A 17,307-nucleotide genomic window follows, 5' to 3' on the forward strand; every position below is an offset into this window, starting at 1 on the left:
ATGGATAGCAGACACATGGTTGATGAAGAGCGTAATGTTGACACAAGTAAGGTTGAAGAAACAGCAAGCCGAATGAGCGAGAGCAAAAAAGACGAGATCTTATCAAACTTTGAAGAGTTTAAGAGCTACTTGCATGGGAAAGTGCAAATTGGCGAAAAAATGGGCATGAGCGAAGAAACACTTGCAAAAACTGCAGAGAAAGTAGCAGATTACTTAGCTAACCATGAGGAGCCTCGTAACTCAGAAGAGAACCTCTTAAAAGAACTATGGAAAGTTGGAGAGCAAGAAGAGCGTCATAAGCTGGCTCATATGTTAGTTAAGCTTGTTAAATAGTATACATGTAAAAGCTGCTCATCTTTGAGCGGCTTTTTTTATTACACCATTATTTAGAAGTAGTCTACACATTTGGTTGAAGTGTGATGTTTCGTAATGTATGGAAGGAAGTCGGTATATACAGCTTGTAAAACCAATAAAGTTTGCTAAAACGTCAATAAATTCACCTCAATGACCGTTTACAAAGACCCTTAAAAAAACGACAATGTTTTAAAGTGGTTTATTCAACGATAAAAGAGTGAAAACTTAGCTTTAATAAGAGTTAAAAAAAGAGAAAAAATGATATTGAGGAGAATCTTTATGTTACGAGAACTGGCCAATAAACTACCCTTTCCGATCCTTCCTCTTATATATATCATAAGCGGATTAGGTCTTTCTTTTTTATCATTAAACGTGTTTTTTGAGTTGTCAGAAGACTTAATGGAAAATGAGGTATTTGAGTTTGATCAAGTGATCATCCAATATGTAACCGATATTAGAAGCGACAGATTAACTGAAGTGATGAAAGTGATTACGTTTTTCGGATCTAAAGACATTCTAACCACCTTATTAGTAGGAAGTTTGATCTGGCTTATCGTAAAACGTAAGAATTATTGGGGTGCGATTTTCTATTTAATTGCAGTTGCTGGTGGAGGTCTTTTAAACCTTGGACTAAAACATTGGTTTGGAAGAATACGACCAGAAGATAGCTTGATTGTCGAGCAAGGCTTCAGTTATCCGAGCGGGCATGCCATGGGAAGTCTTATTTATTATGGTTTCCTTGGTTACTTGGTCGTAAGAAGCAGAAGAGGGAAGCCTCTTAAAATTATTCTTACGGTCGGGTTTATATCAACGATTCTTCTTATTGGTTTTAGCCGTGTCTACTTAGGCGTTCATTATCCGTCCGACATAGTAGCTGGATTTAGTGCTGGAACCGTTTGGCTTCTGCTATGTATAGGTGGACGTGAATCGATAAGAGCCTATCAAAAAAGGACGCTTCCTTTTTTTAAAAGGAAACATCCCCAGTAAGTGTGAGTAGTTGATTTTGTAAACATTTAACAACTGAAGGTGTACGATGTTGTCGCTCTCCATCACAGTCAATAAGCTGTTGGGGAGCTGTTTTTATGCTTATCTCTGAGCTTTGAAAATAATGATACCCTTGTCCTTCTTTTGAAGTATCGGATAAACGGTTCAAAAGGACGTCCCAAATAAACGAAGTGGAAGGCTCTTCGATCAGCAAACAATCGAGCTTACCGTCTTGTATATCAGTATCCGGAAAGAAGGGACGGATACCACCGGTAAAGGGCCCGTTCACAGCAAGAAACATGGCAGCTTGTCCATCAAATTGGAACTCCTTAGATGAGATGGAGATATCAAAGGGTTCCCATGTTTGAAATGATTTTGCCGCAGATAAATAATAAGAAAGACGTCCGAATTTTTCTTTTGTATCTGGGTCGATGGATTCGGAGACATGTGTGATCAATCCAACACCCCAGAAATTTGTAAAGAAATGTCCATTAAACTCTCCAACGTCAATGTTACGAAACTTTTTTTCACTAAGCTGTTCCGCGGCTTTTACAGGATTTTGATTCATGCCTAGCGCTCTAGAAAAATCATTGCACGTTCCACCTGGTAAGATTCCGAAAGCTGGCTGATTCTCTGTTAAAGACAGTACAGCATCTGCAATTTCATGTACCGTGCCGTCACCGCCAGCAGCAATGATGAGATCAGTCTTTCCTTGCAGCTCTTTAACAAAGGAAGCACCTTCCCCAGGAGCGGTTGTCTCATAAACTTGAACGTCTTCGAAACCATTTTTCAGCTGTTCGAGCACGGCGTTCCACTGATTAAGCAACCTACCTTGTCCGGCGGAAGGATTTAATATAACAGATGCTCTTTTTATTGTTGATGGATTTATAGTCATTTGGCTACCATGTATTCTTTAACAAATGATTTTCCTGTAAAGAGTGTTTCTGGCAAGCCTTTTGAAGTGCCTCTATTTTTGTGTGCTTCCTCATAGGCATTGGATTGTTGCCAATTTGTAAAATCAGCATGTGATTTCCAAAGTGTCATAACGATATAAGGATCTTGGTGAAGAGGTCGAAGAATACGTATGCCACTAAAGCCTGGTTCACTCTCAACAAGCCCAGCACGGTTTTGGAATCGTTCTTCAAAAAGAGATCTTCCTTCTTCTGATACCGGGATGTGATTCATAACAACAAAGCCAGCTCCACTTAAAGATCCTCTTTGGTTTATCACTTCGTACTCATGTTTTTCGGTAAATGGGTTTTCTCTATCTGTTTCGATTACTAAAGCAGAATTAGAGTCACCTTCAAGCAGGAGAGCTCCATCGTATTTTTCTTGATATGTCGCTAAATAGTCTAAAGTCCCATAAGTAATATATATGTTCATAGGAATCCCTGCCCTTTTTATTGATTTACCTTTGTTTTACCCAACCGTTCAGCACATTAAACAGTGTAAGAAGTTGGATGTTTGTAATATACTTTCCAACTAAGGGAAAATTATATAAAATGTACTTTTCGACCTAGAATGAAATGAGGGTTGGTTATGGTAAAGAGAAGTCTTATCGTACTCGGTATTTTAACGGGTTCACTTATAATAGGTTTTTTTGCCTATCTCTTCATTATCTTAGCTGGAGATTATGTGATCGATGAAAAAGATCTTGTTATGGATTCAGCTACTGTCCTTGTTGCCGAGAACGGAGATAAAATTACGAAGATCTACGATGAAAATCGAGAGATCGTCGACATTGAGGACATCCCAAAACATGTGCAGGAAGCATTTGTTGCGGTTGAAGATAGCCGTTTTTATAAACACAATGGAATTGATGTAAAAGCGATTTCGCGTGCTATCTATAAAGATATTCTAGCTGGTGGAAAAGTCGAAGGCGGCAGTACGATTACTCAGCAGCTAGCAAAGAATGTTTTTTTGTCTCATGAGAAATCATGGCTAAGAAAAACAAAAGAAGCTGTAATTGCAATCAATCTGGAAAGAAGATACCCGAAAGATAAAATTTTGGAGATGTATTTGAACCAAATCTATTTCGGTCATGGCTCATACGGCATCCAACTCGCAGCTAAAACGTATTTTAATAAGGATGTTAGCGAATTAACTGTAGCAGAGGGGGCGATGCTTGCCGGTCTTCCTAAAGCACCAAACTATTATTCTCCATTAAAGAATCCTAAGGAAGCGAAAGAGCGCCGTGATCTTGTTCTTACACTCATGGAGAAGCAAGATTATTTGACCCCTTCTGAAACGGTCAGAGCGCAAGGTAAAACGATCGCTCTAGATTTTCAGCAAGAAAAACGAAATCCAGCTTATACAACGTATATTGATATGGTCATAAAAGAAGCAAAAGAAAAGTACCAGCTTTCAAGAGAAGAGCTGCGACAAGGCGGTTATAAAATCGTTGTACCTATGAATTTGGCAGCACAAGATTCTGTTTATAAAAGCTTTCAAGACGGTCGTTATTTTGTAGGTACTGGTCAGGAGAAACCTGAGGGCGCTATGGTTTTGATGGATGGGAAAACAGGTGGTTTGCTCGCTGTTCAAGGGGGACGAAATTATGTAACAGAGGGGCTGAATCGGGTAGAGGTGAATCGTCAGCCTGGTTCAACGTTCAAGCCGTTATCTGTGTATGGTCCTGCTCTGGAATCCGAAAAATACAAACCCTATTCTATGCTGCGTGATGAAGAACTTAGCTATGACGGTTATGAACCTAAGAATTATAACGGTAGGTACGATGGTGAAGTTTCCATGGTGGACGCCATTTCACACTCTGTAAATTCATCGGCAGTATGGCTGTTGAACAAGAACGGAATATCTGATTCGAAAAGTTACCTCGAACAGCTCGGTATGCCGATTGAGGACAAAGGACTCGGAATCGCGCTCGGCGGCATCAATCAAGGGGTAACACCATTGCAAATGGTAAAAGGATATCGTAGTTTCCTTCATGAGGGTAAGACGATCGAGCCTTTTGTAATCAGTAAGATCTATAACAACGAAGGAGATCTGATTGGGAAAGCAAAACAGGTAGAAAAGAAAGTTTGGAAAAAGCAGAACGCATGGTACATGACACGTATGCTTCAGCAGGTCGTGAAGAACGGAACAGGATCTGATGGAAGAGAGAATATGGAGATCGCAGGAAAGACGGGTACCACAAACTATCCAAACGTAGAAAAAGGAAACAAAGATACATGGTTTGTCGGGTATACACCAGAAGTAATCGGTGCTGTGTGGGTCGGTTATGATCGAACAACAAAAGAATCGTATTTAAACAGCGGCAGTTCTTTACCTACTCTCCTATTTAAACAAGTGATTAACGAAATGCCGTCGCAACAAGGTCTCACGTTTAAAAAACCTGACGGAGTAAAAGATTTAGCACCGCCAATCGAGCTCATCGAGTTAAACGACCTTCGTGCTTCATTTGGTATGGGAGACTATGGGATTCCTTCGGTTAAACTGAACTGGACTCCTTCAAAAGACGAGCGTCTGCAATATAAGGTTTATGCCGTGAATGAAGGAGAAACAACACTTTTAGATACGATAAAAGGCAAAGGAGAATATAGTGCTTCTGGAAAGAATCTCTTCACGCTGCCAGACTTCTATGTTGTTCCATATAATCCTCTTACTAAACAAGAAGGAGAGCCATCAAATGTGGTGTCGATTTCTCTTTTCCCGATTTTTGGTGAGGAAGATAAAAAAGAAGTAAGAGATAAGATTCGTAAAGATCGTGAAAAAGAGAAGAAAAAGAAAAAGAAGAAAAATGATGAATGAACGGTGGAAGGTGGCCAAGGTGGCCGTCTTCTTTTTTTGGTGAGTGTTTGGAATTTGGAAGTAGAGGGAGGGAGGGGGGCGGAGTCGAACTGTGTCGGAAAGCCTATATTTTTCATTTTCGACTTAATTGTGGCGTGTTTAGGCTTAATGGATGCTCATTTCGACTTAATTGTGGCCTCTTTTGACTTAATCAATGCGCCGCTAGACTCAATCCATCATTTACACATCTCATACATGTATAGCAGCATGCACCTGTAAAGGCTTTCAACATCCAGTGAACATCCATTTTGCCAAAATCATGACAATTAAGCTTATCTTCTATACTTTTATTATGAATTCCCTTACAATGTGTATGGATATTGACGTTAAAGGTTTTAAGTTTCAGCAGCTAGGAGATAACAATAGTGCTGCAGCTTTTGGTCTTGTATAGAAAGGTGTGTACGTTTTGACTATGAATGAAGAGTTTTTGAAAGCGTGTCGTAAGGAGAAAAATTCACATATTCCTGTATGGTACATGAGACAGGCGGGCCGTTCCCAGCCAGAGTACCGTAAATTGAAAGAGAAGTATTCACTATTTGAAATCACACATAGACCAGAGATGTGCGCTGGCGTTACGAAGCTCCCTGTAGATCAACACGGAGTGGATGCTGCGATTCTTTATAAAGACATTATGTCTCCTGTACCAGCGATTGGAGTAGATGTAGAGATTAAATCAGGAATCGGACCCGTGATTGATAAGCCTGTACGAACGCGAGAAGATGTAGAGCGTTTAGGGACGATCAATCCTGAGAAAGACGTACCGTATGTTTTGGATACGATCAAAATTTTAAGACAACAGTTAGAAGTTCCGCTAATCACGTTTGCAGGTGCACCATTTACACTTGCGAGCTATATGGTTGAAGGTGGGCCATCCCGCGATTATCATAAAACTAAGCAGTTAATGTATTCTGATCCTGAAAGCTGGTTCATGCTGATGGACAAGCTAGGCGATATGACGATCGCTTATGCAAAGGCACAGATTGCTGCTGGCGCACAAGCGTTTCAAATTTTTGATTCATGGGTCGGCGCATTAAATGCAGCTGATTACAGAAAATACATTCAGCCTGTCATGTACAAGATCTTCTCATCACTAAGAGAAGAAAATGTTCCGTTGATTCTATACGGAACAGGTGCAAGACACTTAATCATGGAGTGGAACGAGCTTCCGATCGATGTGATCGGACTTGATTGGAGATTATCTCCGAGAGAAGCGCGTCAGATGGGTGTGACAAAGGCGCTGCAAGGAAACTTGGATCCTTCCATTCTATTGGCGCCATGGGAAGTAATTGAAGCACGAACAAAAGAAATTTTGGATGAAGGTATGGAAGAACCAGGCTTTATCTTCAATGTCGGAAAAGGCATTTTCCCTGAAGTAAACATTGCAACATTAAAGCAGTTGACCACCTTTGTTCATGAATATACGTCTAAAAAACTAGGGTGATAAAGAGTGAGTAACAAGAAAACAGGTCTATTAATTATGGCGTACGGAACGCCAAGAAGTCTGGATGAAGTAGAAAGCTATTACACACACATTAGAAGAGGACGTAAGCCTTCTCCTGAACAGCTGCAAGAACTTACGGAACGCTACGAACAGATCGGTGGAATCTCACCACTTGCTAAGATTACAGAAGAGCAAGCGCAAAAAATTGAAGCTGAGATGAATCATCGTTACCCAGATCGTGAGTTTAAAAGCTATCTTGGTCTGAAGCATATTGATCCTTTTATTGAAGATGCTGTGCAAAAGATGAAGGAAGATGGAATTGAAGAAGCAGTAACGCTTGTCCTTGCTCCTCACTACTCGACGTTCAGTGTTAAATCGTACAACGGACGTGCTGTGGAAGAGTCTGCAAAAATTGGTGGACCATCATTTACGACGATCGACAGCTGGTATGATGAGCCGAAGTATGTACAATTTTGGTCGGACGGAATTAAACAAACGTTTAATGCCATCCCTGAGAACGAGCATGACAAAACCGTTGTGATCTTCTCCGCACACAGTCTGCCAGAAAAGATTCTTCAAATGGGAGATCCGTATCCGACGCAGCTTCAGGAAACAGCTGATCTTATCGCGAAAGAGGCGGATGTTCCTCATTATACGATCGGGTGGCAGAGTGCTGGGAACACGCCTGAACCGTGGATCGGACCAGACGTTCAGGATTTAACTAGAGATCTTTATAACGAGCATGCTTATAAACATTTTATCTATTGTCCTGTAGGTTTTGTGGCGGATCATCTGGAAGTTCTGTATGACAACGATTATGAGTGTAAAGTTGTTACAGATGAGTTGGGCGTGAATTACTATCGTCCTGAGATGCCTAACGCAAAGCCGGAATTTATCGATTGTTTGGCAACGGTCATTGAAAATGCACTAGCAAAAGAAAGAATGTGAAAGAAATGAGCGAGCGAAAGCACGTTATTATATTGGGCGGCGGCATAACAGGTTTAGCCGCTGCCTTTTATGTTCAGAAATATGCAAAAGAAACAGGGGATCCGATAGCATTTACAGTGGTCGAAGCGAGCAACCGTCTTGGCGGCAAGATCGATACGATTAAAGAAGATGGTTTTGTGCTAGAGCGTGGGCCAGATTCCTATCTTGCTAGAAAAACAGTAATGACAGAACTGGTTAAAGATGTTGGCCTAGGCGACGATTTAGTTTCTAATGAAACGGGTCAAGCTTATATTTTGCATAATATGAGGCTTCATCCTATTCCAGAAGGAGCAGTGATGGGGATCCCGACTAAAGTGATGCCGTTTGCGACGACACCTTTATTCTCTATCACTGGAAAGGCAAGAGCGGGGTTAGATCTTGTCCTTCCTAAACGAAAAGATGCACAACAAGATGTTTCGGTTGGCCATTTTTTTAGAAGACGTCTTGGTGATGAAGTGGTTGATCGACTGATCGAACCCTTGTTATCCGGGATTTATGCTGGAAGGATCGATCGACTTAGCCTGCAATCTACGTTTCCTCAATTTGTGGAAACGGAAAAGAAATATAGAAGTTTAATCTTAGGAATGAAAAAGACGCAGCCTAAACAAGAGAAAACGCTGAATACGAAAAAGAAAAAAGGTGCTTTTTTAACACTCAAAGGGGGACTATCTTCTTTCATTGAAGCTCTGTCTAACGCAGTGCCAAAAGAAAGCATAAAAACAGGTGTTCACGTTAAAGCTGTCGAGCGTTTAGTAGACGGGACATATTCTGTGGTGATGGAAGATGGCTCGGTTATGAACGGTGATCAAGTTATTGTTACTACACCTTATCCTGTTACGAAAAAACTTTTCGGTGAATCTCTGTTTCCTGCTGGTTTTCACGACACGAAGCCAACTTCAGTAGCAACGGTTGCGATGAGTTTTAATGAGGCAGACGTGAACTTCAGTCTTGATGGGACAGGGTTTGTGATTGCTAAAAGTGAAAAGACATCCATAACGGCGTGTACGTGGACGAGCCGAAAGTGGCCGCATACGACTCCACAAGGTAAAGTGGTCCTTCGTTGTTATGTAGGACGTGCAGAAGATCAAGACATCGTTCAACAACCAGATGAAGTTATTTTAGAAAAAGTATTGGATGATTTGAAGAGAATCATGGGTGTAGATAGCCGTCCGGAATTCTACCATGTTTCTCGTATGATTGATTCGATGCCACAATATGAAGTCGGGCATAAAGAGTATGTAGAAAAGCTCAGAACTGCGTTTCAAAATGAGTTGCCTGGCGTGAAACTAGCCGGAGCTCCGTATGATGGTGTGGGATTGCCAGATTGCGTGAATTCAGCAAAAATGGCTGTTGATTCTTTGTTCGGCCGATAATGATTTTGGACGTGAAAACTTCAATTTAAACAAAAAAATAATAAATATGTTAAGAATTAAACGACAAATGGATATGTTTGTCGTTTTTTATATTTTCTTGTAGAATGTTTCTGCTATACTGTAGGGAGAAAAAAAAGGAAGGGGGAAGCGCTGTGCAAGCATTTATTGAGCCGTTATTTGTAAATATTGCAATCATATTTTCGTTTACACATCTTTTGAACATGTTCTTTCCCCTTCATCCTGGTGTTATTCCGAGCTATAAGAATCAAATCGTTTTTGGCTTGATCAGTGGTGCGGGTGCTCTAGTTTGTATGTTGTTTCCCATTGAAACGCTGAAGGATTCTTTTTTTGATCTTCGAAATGTTCCCATCATGATCGTCACATTGTATGTCGGCTGGCTTCCGGGGGCAATTTGTTCGTTGATTGTTGCCATCGCAAGAATAGCAGTTGGTGGAGAGTTAGCTTGGCTTGGTGTTGTTTTAATCCTTTTAGCTTATGTGGTTTGCTTGATCTATCATGGATTTTTTGATGAAGATAAGCGCAGATGGATTTCAGCCATTTATATTGCGCTGGTTTATACATTATTTTATATGCTTTTCATTCATACATATCTTGATTTTCTAACGATCGATTTTTATCTCGTCTATTTCTCGAGCTTTTTGATCGCGTTCTTTTCTTGTATCTTCTTAATTGAGAGGCTTGTTAAGATCAACATGCAGTTGAAGGAAACCGTTTACTTGGACAAGCTGGCAGTTGCAGGACAGATGGCAGCAGCAATCGCGCATGAAGTTAGAAACCCGATGACGACCATTCGTGGAATGATTCAGTTTCTTGGCAGCACGACAACAGATGCTAAGCTAAGGGAACATTCGCCACTCTTAATTGAGGAATTAGATCGAACGAACAAGATTATCACAGACTATTTGTCCATGGTTAAGCCGGATGTTCCTAAGCTTGAGACCGTTTCACTCGAAAAAGTGTTAAGAGATGTTATTGCGCTTACTGCACCATACGGAGCGATAAATAATGTCGAAGTTACCGCTAGTCCATTAGGCTCTTATAATGTGTGCATTGATGAACCAAAACTTAAGCAAGGTTTAATAAATATTATCAAAAACGGGATAGAAGCGATAGAAGGAGGCGGCACGATCCATCTGTATCGCTATAAAGTTACAAAGAGCCGGATTACGATAGCGATCGAAGACAATGGTAAGGGTATGACAGAAGAGGAACTCGAGCAGATCGGGTTGCCTTTTTATACAACGAAAGCAAAAGGTACGGGTTTGGGTATGATGGTAACATATAAACTCATTCAAGATATGGACGGAAAACTTCGGTATGAGAGCGTACTTAATGAAGGCACGCGAGTTCTTTTAACCTTGCAGTTATGTTCGAAACGAAATATTGTTAATGGTGAGGAGGTGGGATGATGGATCGCAGAAAAAGTATTTTAGACGCAGCAGAGCGTTCTTTTTCTATGTTTGGTTATAAGGCGAGTACAGTGGATCAAATCGCTAAGATTGCAAATGTAGGAAAGGGAACGATCTATACTTTTTTCGCAAACAAAGAAGAATTATTTTCGGAAATTATCACAAACTTAGTAACAGAGACGAAATTAGCGGCATCTTCTGCAATAAAAGAAGATCGCCCTTTTTACGAGAACCTGCATAATGCCCTTTATGAAGTCGTTGAACTTCGGAAAACGCACAAGTTAGCCGTTAAACTTTCTCAAGAAGTGAAAGAGTTAAACACTTCACCTGTAACTGAGGCTTTGCAGAGAATTGAAAAAGCAGTTTTGAATTTTGTTCAAAAAGAGCTGGATAAAGCGGTCGAGAAAGGCGAGATTAAAGAATGCCATACAGATATTGTGGCGTTTATGATGGTCAAAGTATATATCGCTCTTATTTTTGATTGGGAACGTGATCATGAAGCTCTTCAAAAAGAAAAGATGCTTGAAGTTCTTGAGATGTTTGTAATGGATGGTTTAAGGAAACCATAGTATTGCAGAAGCAAGAAAAACGTGTTACATTAAGTTGTGACCAAATTTCTATTTCGGTCATTTTCGAAAAAGCGGACTGTAAGAGTCTCTTTTTTTACCGACAAATGACCAAATGACTAAATTAGTCATTCAGTATTAGGAGGAGTGAACAACTGTGTTAAAAAGTATCGGAGCTCAATTTAAAGCAGTTTTTTCAAACAAAAAAATTGCTGTACCGGTCTTAGCAGTTCTATTTATACCAGTGTTATACAGCGGAATGTTTCTATGGGCGTTCTGGGATCCGTATGACAAGATGGAAGATCTGCCAGTGGCCGTAGTCAACCAAGATGAAGGGTACGAATATAACGGTGAGAACTTAACTGTAGGAGATGAGTTTGTAAAAAAACTCAAAGAAAATCCACAGTTTGAGTGGGAATTCGTTAGTGAAGAAAAAGCAAAGCAAGGTTTGGAACATAACGATTATTATATGATGATCGAGATTCCTGAGAACTTTTCTGAAGAGGCAACTGCTCTATCAGGAAAATCGAACAAAAAGCCTGAAATCATTTATACACCGAACGCTGGCTTTAACTTTCTAGCAGCACAAATTGGCGGAACAGCCGTAGATAAAATGAAAGAAAGTTTGTCTAACGAACTGACAAAAACATATGCAGAAGTCATGTTCGATCAAGTCGAGCAGTTGGCTGGTGGGTTGGAGAAAGCAGCTGATGGCTCCAATCAAGTAACAGACGGATTGAAAAAAGCTTCTTCTGGCAGTGGTGAACTAGCTTCAGGAATGGAAGCAAAAACACCACAGATTAATGAGTTAAAAGATGGAGCTGTGCTTTTTAATTCAAAAATGACCGAGTTCGATAGTGGAATGGATAAATTGCTTGCTGCTCATAAACAGCTAGCAGACGGACAAGGTCAACTAAGTAACGGTGCACAAGCTCTAAAAGGTGGACTTAGCCAAGCGACAGCTGGTTCTGAAAAAATTAAGAACGGAAGCTTAGCCTTACAAGGCGGTGCATCTAAATTATCGACTGGAGCAAGTACGCTCGCAGGTTCAGTAAATGAGTGGAACGCTGGTGCACAAAAAGCAACTGCAGGTTCAAAACAACTAGAACAACAGATTAATGCACTCATTCAAAACCAAGGAAACATGTCAGATGAGCAGATGGCCGCATCCTTAAAACAGCTTGCTGCAGCTAGTAACGGCATAAACAATGGTTTAGATAGCTTGACTGCAGCAACAGGAAAGATCGCTGGCGGAGCGAACGAACTTTCTGCAGGGGCTAAAAAGCTAAGTGATTCACAAACAGCTTTAGCAAATGGAGCAGAAGAGCTTCATAACGGTCAGCTAAAACTAGTTGACGGAGTCGATCAGCTCGCAAGTGGTCAAGCAAAAGTAAACGAAGGTACGCAAACGTTCCAATCTAAATTGGGAGAAGCGGCTAACGGTAGTCAGCAGCTGTTAGGTGCGAGTGGCAAGTTAGCAGACGGAACTTCCACAATTGCAACAGGCTGGCAGGAAGTTACAGGTCATGTAAAGGAAATTCATAACGGAGAACAAAAGCTGCTTGATGGAAGCGGGAAACTAACCTCATCATTAAGTGATGCAGCGGACAAAACAGGTGAGCTTGATCCAGACAGTGACATGTTTGAACGAATTGCAAACCCTGTTTCGGTTAAAACAAACAGCTTTTCCGATGTTCCGAACTACGGAACAGGCTTTGCTCCATACTTCTTATCATTAGGTCTTTTCGTAGGAGCATTGTTAATGTCGATCGTGTTCCCATTACGTGATAAAGCTGGACACCCTCGTTCAGGTTTCAGCTGGTTTGCTGGTAAGTTCACGTTCTTAGCGGTGGTTGGTGTAATTCAAGCACTGATTGCGGATGCGGTATTAATATATGGTCTAGGAATTGAAGTGAGTAACTTAGGAGCGTTCCTTGGACTTAGTATCATCACGAGTCTTACTTTCTTAGCACTCGTACAATTGCTTGTTACAGTGCTTGGAGACCCAGGACGTTTTGTAGCGATCATTATCTTAATCTTACAACTTACAACAAGTGCAGGAACATTCCCGTTAGAGCTCATTCCGAACGGACTACAAGGATTCAATGCTTGGCTTCCTATGACATATTCCGTTTCAGGCTTTAAAGCAGTAATCTCAAGCGGAGACATGGAAAGCTTTAGCTTTAATCTATGGATTTTGGTAGGTTTCATGGCGATCTGTATGATCGGTACATGGGCTTACTTTGCAAGTCAGTTTAGAAAAAAGAATAACGCAGATGAAGGTTCAGTAGCATAATTTTAGTTAACACCTGAAGGGACAACATCCCTTCAGGTGTTTTTTCTAGTTTTGCAGAGGGGGATACCCGGTCTGTTTGAAGCAATAGCAACAATGTTAACAAAAAACTTTTAGAAAAGAAGTTTTCAAGCAAGCAAGCAAGGGAAACATAAGTTATGGACATTCTAATGGATGCAGCTTATTTTATGTAAAAAAAGGAGAGAACCGAACTTGATAACTTTCAAAAACGTAGGGAAAACGTACCCTGACGGTTTTGAGGCCTTGAAAAATATTGACTTTCAAATTAATGAAGGGGAGTTAGTAGCTTTAATCGGGCCTAGTGGTTGTGGTAAGACAACAACCATGAGAATGATAAACCGTTTGATCGAGCCATCAAAAGGAACGATTCTCATTGATGGAGAAGATATTGCAAACCGAAACCCCGTTGAGCTGAGAAGGAATATTGGATATGTAATTCAACAAATTGGTCTATTGCCTCATATGACGATAGAAGACAACATCTCACTCGTACCACGTTTAAAAGGGTGGGAAAAAGAAAAGTATGAGGGCAAAGTTGATGAATTGCTAGATTTAGTTGGATTAGATCCTAAAACATTCAGAACGCGATATCCTTCTGAGCTAAGCGGTGGTCAGCAGCAGCGTATTGGTGTAATTCGAGCACTTGCTGCAGAACCTCCTATCATTTTAATGGACGAACCATTCTCCGCGCTTGATCCGATCAGTCGTGAACAGCTGCAAGATGAACTTGTTAAATTGCAAGATACGATCAAGAAAACGATCGTATTCGTTACGCATGATATGGATGAAGCTATTAAGATTGCTGACAAGATCGCGATCTTAAATAAAGGTGAGATCATTCAGTTCGATACACCAGAACGGATTCTACGTCATCCAGCGAATGACTTTGTTAAAGGGTTTATCGGTGAGAACCGATTGTCTGCTGATGAATCATCCATGCCAGAAGCCGTAGATCTTATGAGACCGAATCCAGTTACGGCAAAAGTAACGAGAGGACTTGCAGAATCATTAAAAATGATGAAGCGATATGGTGTAGACAGTCTCTTGATCACAGATCAGCAAAACAAGCTTCTTGGGATCACCACACTTGATAAAATCGAACAACATTACCCTGAAGAAGATAAGACCATCGGAGATCTTATGGAAAAAGAAATCATTACGGTCGATGTTTCCTCTACGTACACGGAAGTTGCAGAAATCTTTGCAACCCATGGTGTTCATATGATTCCTGTACTTGATAATGAAAAATTAGTTGGCTTAATCACACGTGCATCCATGATGCGCGGTTTAGCAGGGTTAAATATTTCCGCACAAAAACCTATTGAGGGAGGTGCGGGCATTGAATAACTTTTTAGTCACGATGAAAGATACGTTTGTTAACAGATGGCCAGAAATTCTTACAGGCCTTCAGCAGCACTTATTCTTATCCCTTGTTTCAATCTTGATCGCGGCAGTTATCGCCGTTCCTCTAGGGATTTTTATTTCAAGAAGAAAAAAGGTTGCCGAACCTGTTATTGGGGTTACAGCCATTTTTCAAACGATACCGAGTTTGGCATTGTTCGGTTTCTTATTGCCTGTATTCGGAATCGGAAGTACAACTGCCATCATTGCACTTACTGTTTATGCACTCTTGCCTATCCTACGCAACACGTATACAGGAATTACGGGTGTAGATAAATCAGCTGTTGAAGCAGGTAAAGGAATGGGTATGACAAATACTCAAATCTTACGAATGATCGAACTGCCGTTAGCGCTGCCCATCATCATGGCTGGTCTGCGTACAGCAACCGTATTAACCATTGGAGTGGCAACACTTGCTGCGTTTATTGGAGCAGGTGGACTAGGTGATCTTATCTACCGTGGATTATCTACTACTCGTAATGAGCTCGTCTTAGCAGGTGCGATTCCCGCCGCATTACTTGCTATCGTATTTGACTTTATTCTGCGACGAATTGAGTTAGCTACTGAACCTAAAGCATCAAAGAAACGTGGTTCATGGAAACTGCCAGTCCTTATCGGGGTACCAATCGCTGCTCTCGTTCTTTTCTTTGCACTACGTGGCGGTGGTGAAGAAGATGCGATTGTGATCACGGGTAAGAAGTGGACTGAGCAATATATCCTGCCTTATGTGATTTCTGAATATGTAAAAGACAAAACAGATTACCCTGTTATCGTTAAAGAAGCGATTGGCGAGACGCCTATTCTTACGGAAGCGATCAAAAAGGGTGATATCGATCTTTATGTAGAATATACAGGTACAGGTTACTTAACGATTCTAAAAGAAAAATATGATCCAAGCATGAAGCCTGAAGAGATTTATGATGCTGTAAAAGAAGGCTATTCCAAAGAGTATGACCTGAAATGGACGAAGCCGCTTGGTTTTGAAAACACGTATGCGCTAGCTTTAAATCCTGATACAGCGAAACAAGTTAATGTAAAATCGATTTCTGAACTAGCGCCGAAGTCGAACCAGATTACTTTCGGTGGTCCAACAGAGTTCTTTGAACGTGAGGACGGCTATACGCCATTTGTGGATACGTATAACCTTAACTTTAAGGATAAGAAGAGTTTGGATCCGAACTTGATGTACTCTGCTGTAAAAGAAGGTAAGGTGGACGCGATTCCAGCTTATACAACAGACGGAAGAATCGTTCGTTTCAATTTAAAAACGTTGGAAGATGATAAGAAATTCTTCCCTCCGTATTATGCAGTTCCTGTTGTAAGGGAAGATACGCTGAAGAAGTATCCGAAACTTGAAGGTGTTCTCAATGAGCTTGAAGGGAAGATTTCAGAAGAAGATATGGCAGAAATGAACGCGAAAGTGGACCTAGATAAAGAAGATCCGCGTGAAGTAGCGCAAGAATTTCTGAAAAGTAAAGGATTGATCAAATAAGATAGAAAAATGGACTCCTTCGGGGGTCCATTTTTTGTTATGTTGGTTGGTTTGAAAGGGGGGAGCAGGTTCAATTAAGTCTTAAAGTTAACTAATTAAGTCAAAACAGCATCCAATTAAGTCGAAACTGCAACCAATTAAGCCGAAAACCAGACCAATTAAGTCTAAAATTAAAAATAAAGGCCATTCGACAATCTCGCATCCCGTAGAAATCAAAAAAAGCCGGTCCCTCAAAATCAGGAACCGGCATCATCTTATAAAACCTTACTCAGAAACGACTTCGTGCGTTCATGCTGTGTGTTGCCAAACAATTCAGATGGTACGTTCTCTTCCACGATATAACCGCCATCCATGAAGATCACGCGGTCACCTACTTCTCGTGCAAAGCCCATCTCGTGCGTTACGACGACCATCGTCATTCCTTCACGCGCAAGGTCTTTCATTACTTCCAAAACCTCACCGACCATCTCTGGATCAAGTGCCGAGGTTGGTTCATCAAAGAGCATGATCTTTGGGTCCATCGCGAGTGCACGAGCGATGGCCACACGCTGCTTCTGACCACCGCTAAGCTGGGAAGGATAGGCATTCGATTTATCTTGCAGGCCTACTTTTGCGAGCAGCTTCAACGCTTTGTCACGAGCTTCCTCTTTATTTGCGCTTTTCACTTTAAGAGGAGCAAGTGTTACGTTTTCTAAGACGGTTTTGTGAGGGAAGAGGTTAAACTGCTGAAAAACCATACCTACATCTTCCCTAATTTTATTAATATTCGTTTTTGGATCTGTGATATCCGTTCCGTTCACGATCACTTGCCCACCTGTTATGTCTTCAAGTTTATTGATACAGCGGAGAAATGTACTTTTGCCTGAGCCAGAAGGGCCAATCACACAAACAACTTCTTGTGCTTTTATTTCTGCATTGATATCCTTCAATACCTCAAGATCACCAAAGGACTTTTTTAAATTTTTTACTGTAATCATGGTCCGGCTCCTTTCACGTTAAAAACAAAATCGTGTATGTATTTTATCATAAGTTCGTTTGAATCGTTGTATTTCCTGCCTCTGATGAAATCTTTAATTACAAAACTTTCTGAAAAAAGGATTGACCTGTGAATATTCGGTGAACTATACTCTGATTATGAAAACGATTTCATGAATTCGA

General features: G+C 40.8%; 14 protein-coding genes. 11 read left to right on the top strand and 3 right to left on the bottom strand.

Features of this window, described 5'->3' with window-relative positions; translation table 11 throughout:
- Nucleotides 1–15 precede the first annotated feature (15 nt).
- Nucleotides 16–333: a DUF3243 domain-containing protein gene (locus IHV10_RS00740; RefSeq protein WP_066399706.1), complete on the top strand. Its 318-nt coding sequence runs from the start codon at nt 16–18 to the stop codon at nt 331–333.
- Between the two features lie 300 nt (nt 334–633).
- Nucleotides 634–1,341: a phosphatase PAP2 family protein gene (locus IHV10_RS00745; RefSeq protein ID WP_197126875.1), complete on the top strand. Its 708-nt coding sequence runs from the start codon at nt 634–636 to the stop codon at nt 1,339–1,341.
- Here IHV10_RS00745 and IHV10_RS00750 read toward each other — a convergent pair.
- Nucleotides 1,319–2,233, bottom strand: coding sequence for a diacylglycerol/lipid kinase family protein (locus IHV10_RS00750; protein ID WP_197126876.1), 915 nt, complete (start codon nt 2,231–2,233; stop codon nt 1,319–1,321). The two genes, IHV10_RS00745 and IHV10_RS00750, sit on opposite strands and share 23 nt — an antisense overlap.
- Nucleotides 2,230–2,721, bottom strand: a complete 492-nt coding sequence (locus tag IHV10_RS00755) for an antibiotic biosynthesis monooxygenase family protein (RefSeq protein ID WP_197126877.1) — start codon at nt 2,719–2,721, stop codon at nt 2,230–2,232. The genes IHV10_RS00750 and IHV10_RS00755 overlap by 4 nt, the downstream gene beginning before the upstream one ends.
- Nucleotides 2,722–2,877: 156 nt before the next feature.
- Here IHV10_RS00755 and IHV10_RS00760 point away from each other — a divergent pair, with 156 nt between their 5' ends.
- From IHV10_RS00760 to IHV10_RS00800, 9 genes are all read left to right on the top strand, one after another.
- Complete coding sequence (locus IHV10_RS00760; protein ID WP_197126878.1) at nt 2,878–5,106, top strand: transglycosylase domain-containing protein; 2,229 nt, start codon at nt 2,878–2,880, stop codon at nt 5,104–5,106.
- A 451-nt stretch (nt 5,107–5,557) separates the two neighbouring features.
- Nucleotides 5,558–6,586, top strand: coding sequence for a uroporphyrinogen decarboxylase (hemE, locus tag IHV10_RS00765; RefSeq protein WP_137790805.1), 1,029 nt, complete (start codon nt 5,558–5,560; stop codon nt 6,584–6,586).
- A 6-nt stretch (nt 6,587–6,592) separates the two neighbouring features.
- Complete coding sequence (gene hemH / locus IHV10_RS00770; protein ID WP_197126879.1) at nt 6,593–7,534, top strand: ferrochelatase; 942 nt, start codon at nt 6,593–6,595, stop codon at nt 7,532–7,534.
- 5 nt (nt 7,535–7,539) lie between these two features.
- On the top strand, nt 7,540–8,946 hold the full coding sequence (gene hemY / locus IHV10_RS00775; protein ID WP_197126880.1) for a protoporphyrinogen oxidase: 1,407 nt from the start codon (nt 7,540–7,542) through the stop codon (nt 8,944–8,946).
- Nucleotides 8,947–9,098: 152 nt separating this feature from the next.
- Complete coding sequence (locus IHV10_RS00780; protein WP_197126881.1) at nt 9,099–10,376, top strand: ATP-binding protein; 1,278 nt, start codon at nt 9,099–9,101, stop codon at nt 10,374–10,376.
- Nucleotides 10,373–10,945, top strand: coding sequence for a TetR/AcrR family transcriptional regulator (locus IHV10_RS00785; RefSeq protein ID WP_197126882.1), 573 nt, complete (start codon nt 10,373–10,375; stop codon nt 10,943–10,945). The genes IHV10_RS00780 and IHV10_RS00785 overlap by 4 nt, the downstream gene beginning before the upstream one ends.
- Nucleotides 10,946–11,099: 154 nt before the next feature.
- On the top strand, nt 11,100–13,238 hold the full coding sequence (locus tag IHV10_RS23045) for a YhgE/Pip family protein (RefSeq protein ID WP_197126883.1): 2,139 nt from the start codon (nt 11,100–11,102) through the stop codon (nt 13,236–13,238).
- 210 nt (nt 13,239–13,448) lie between these two features.
- Complete coding sequence (locus IHV10_RS00795) at nt 13,449–14,603, top strand: ABC transporter ATP-binding protein (protein WP_197126884.1); 1,155 nt, start codon at nt 13,449–13,451, stop codon at nt 14,601–14,603.
- Nucleotides 14,587–16,149: a glycine betaine ABC transporter substrate-binding protein gene (locus tag IHV10_RS00800; RefSeq protein ID WP_370629630.1), complete on the top strand. Its 1,563-nt coding sequence runs from the start codon at nt 14,587–14,589 to the stop codon at nt 16,147–16,149. The genes IHV10_RS00795 and IHV10_RS00800 overlap by 17 nt, the downstream gene beginning before the upstream one ends.
- Before the next feature lie 254 nt (nt 16,150–16,403).
- On the opposite strand, the gene IHV10_RS00805 is transcribed toward IHV10_RS00800, so the two are convergent.
- Nucleotides 16,404–17,126, bottom strand: coding sequence for an amino acid ABC transporter ATP-binding protein (locus tag IHV10_RS00805; protein ID WP_144702836.1), 723 nt, complete (start codon nt 17,124–17,126; stop codon nt 16,404–16,406).
- Between the last annotated feature and the right edge of the window lie 181 nt (nt 17,127–17,307).

This window comes from Fictibacillus sp. 5RED26 (assembly GCF_015903895.1).
Lineage (GTDB): Bacteria > Bacillota > Bacilli > Bacillales > Fictibacillaceae > Fictibacillus > Fictibacillus phosphorivorans.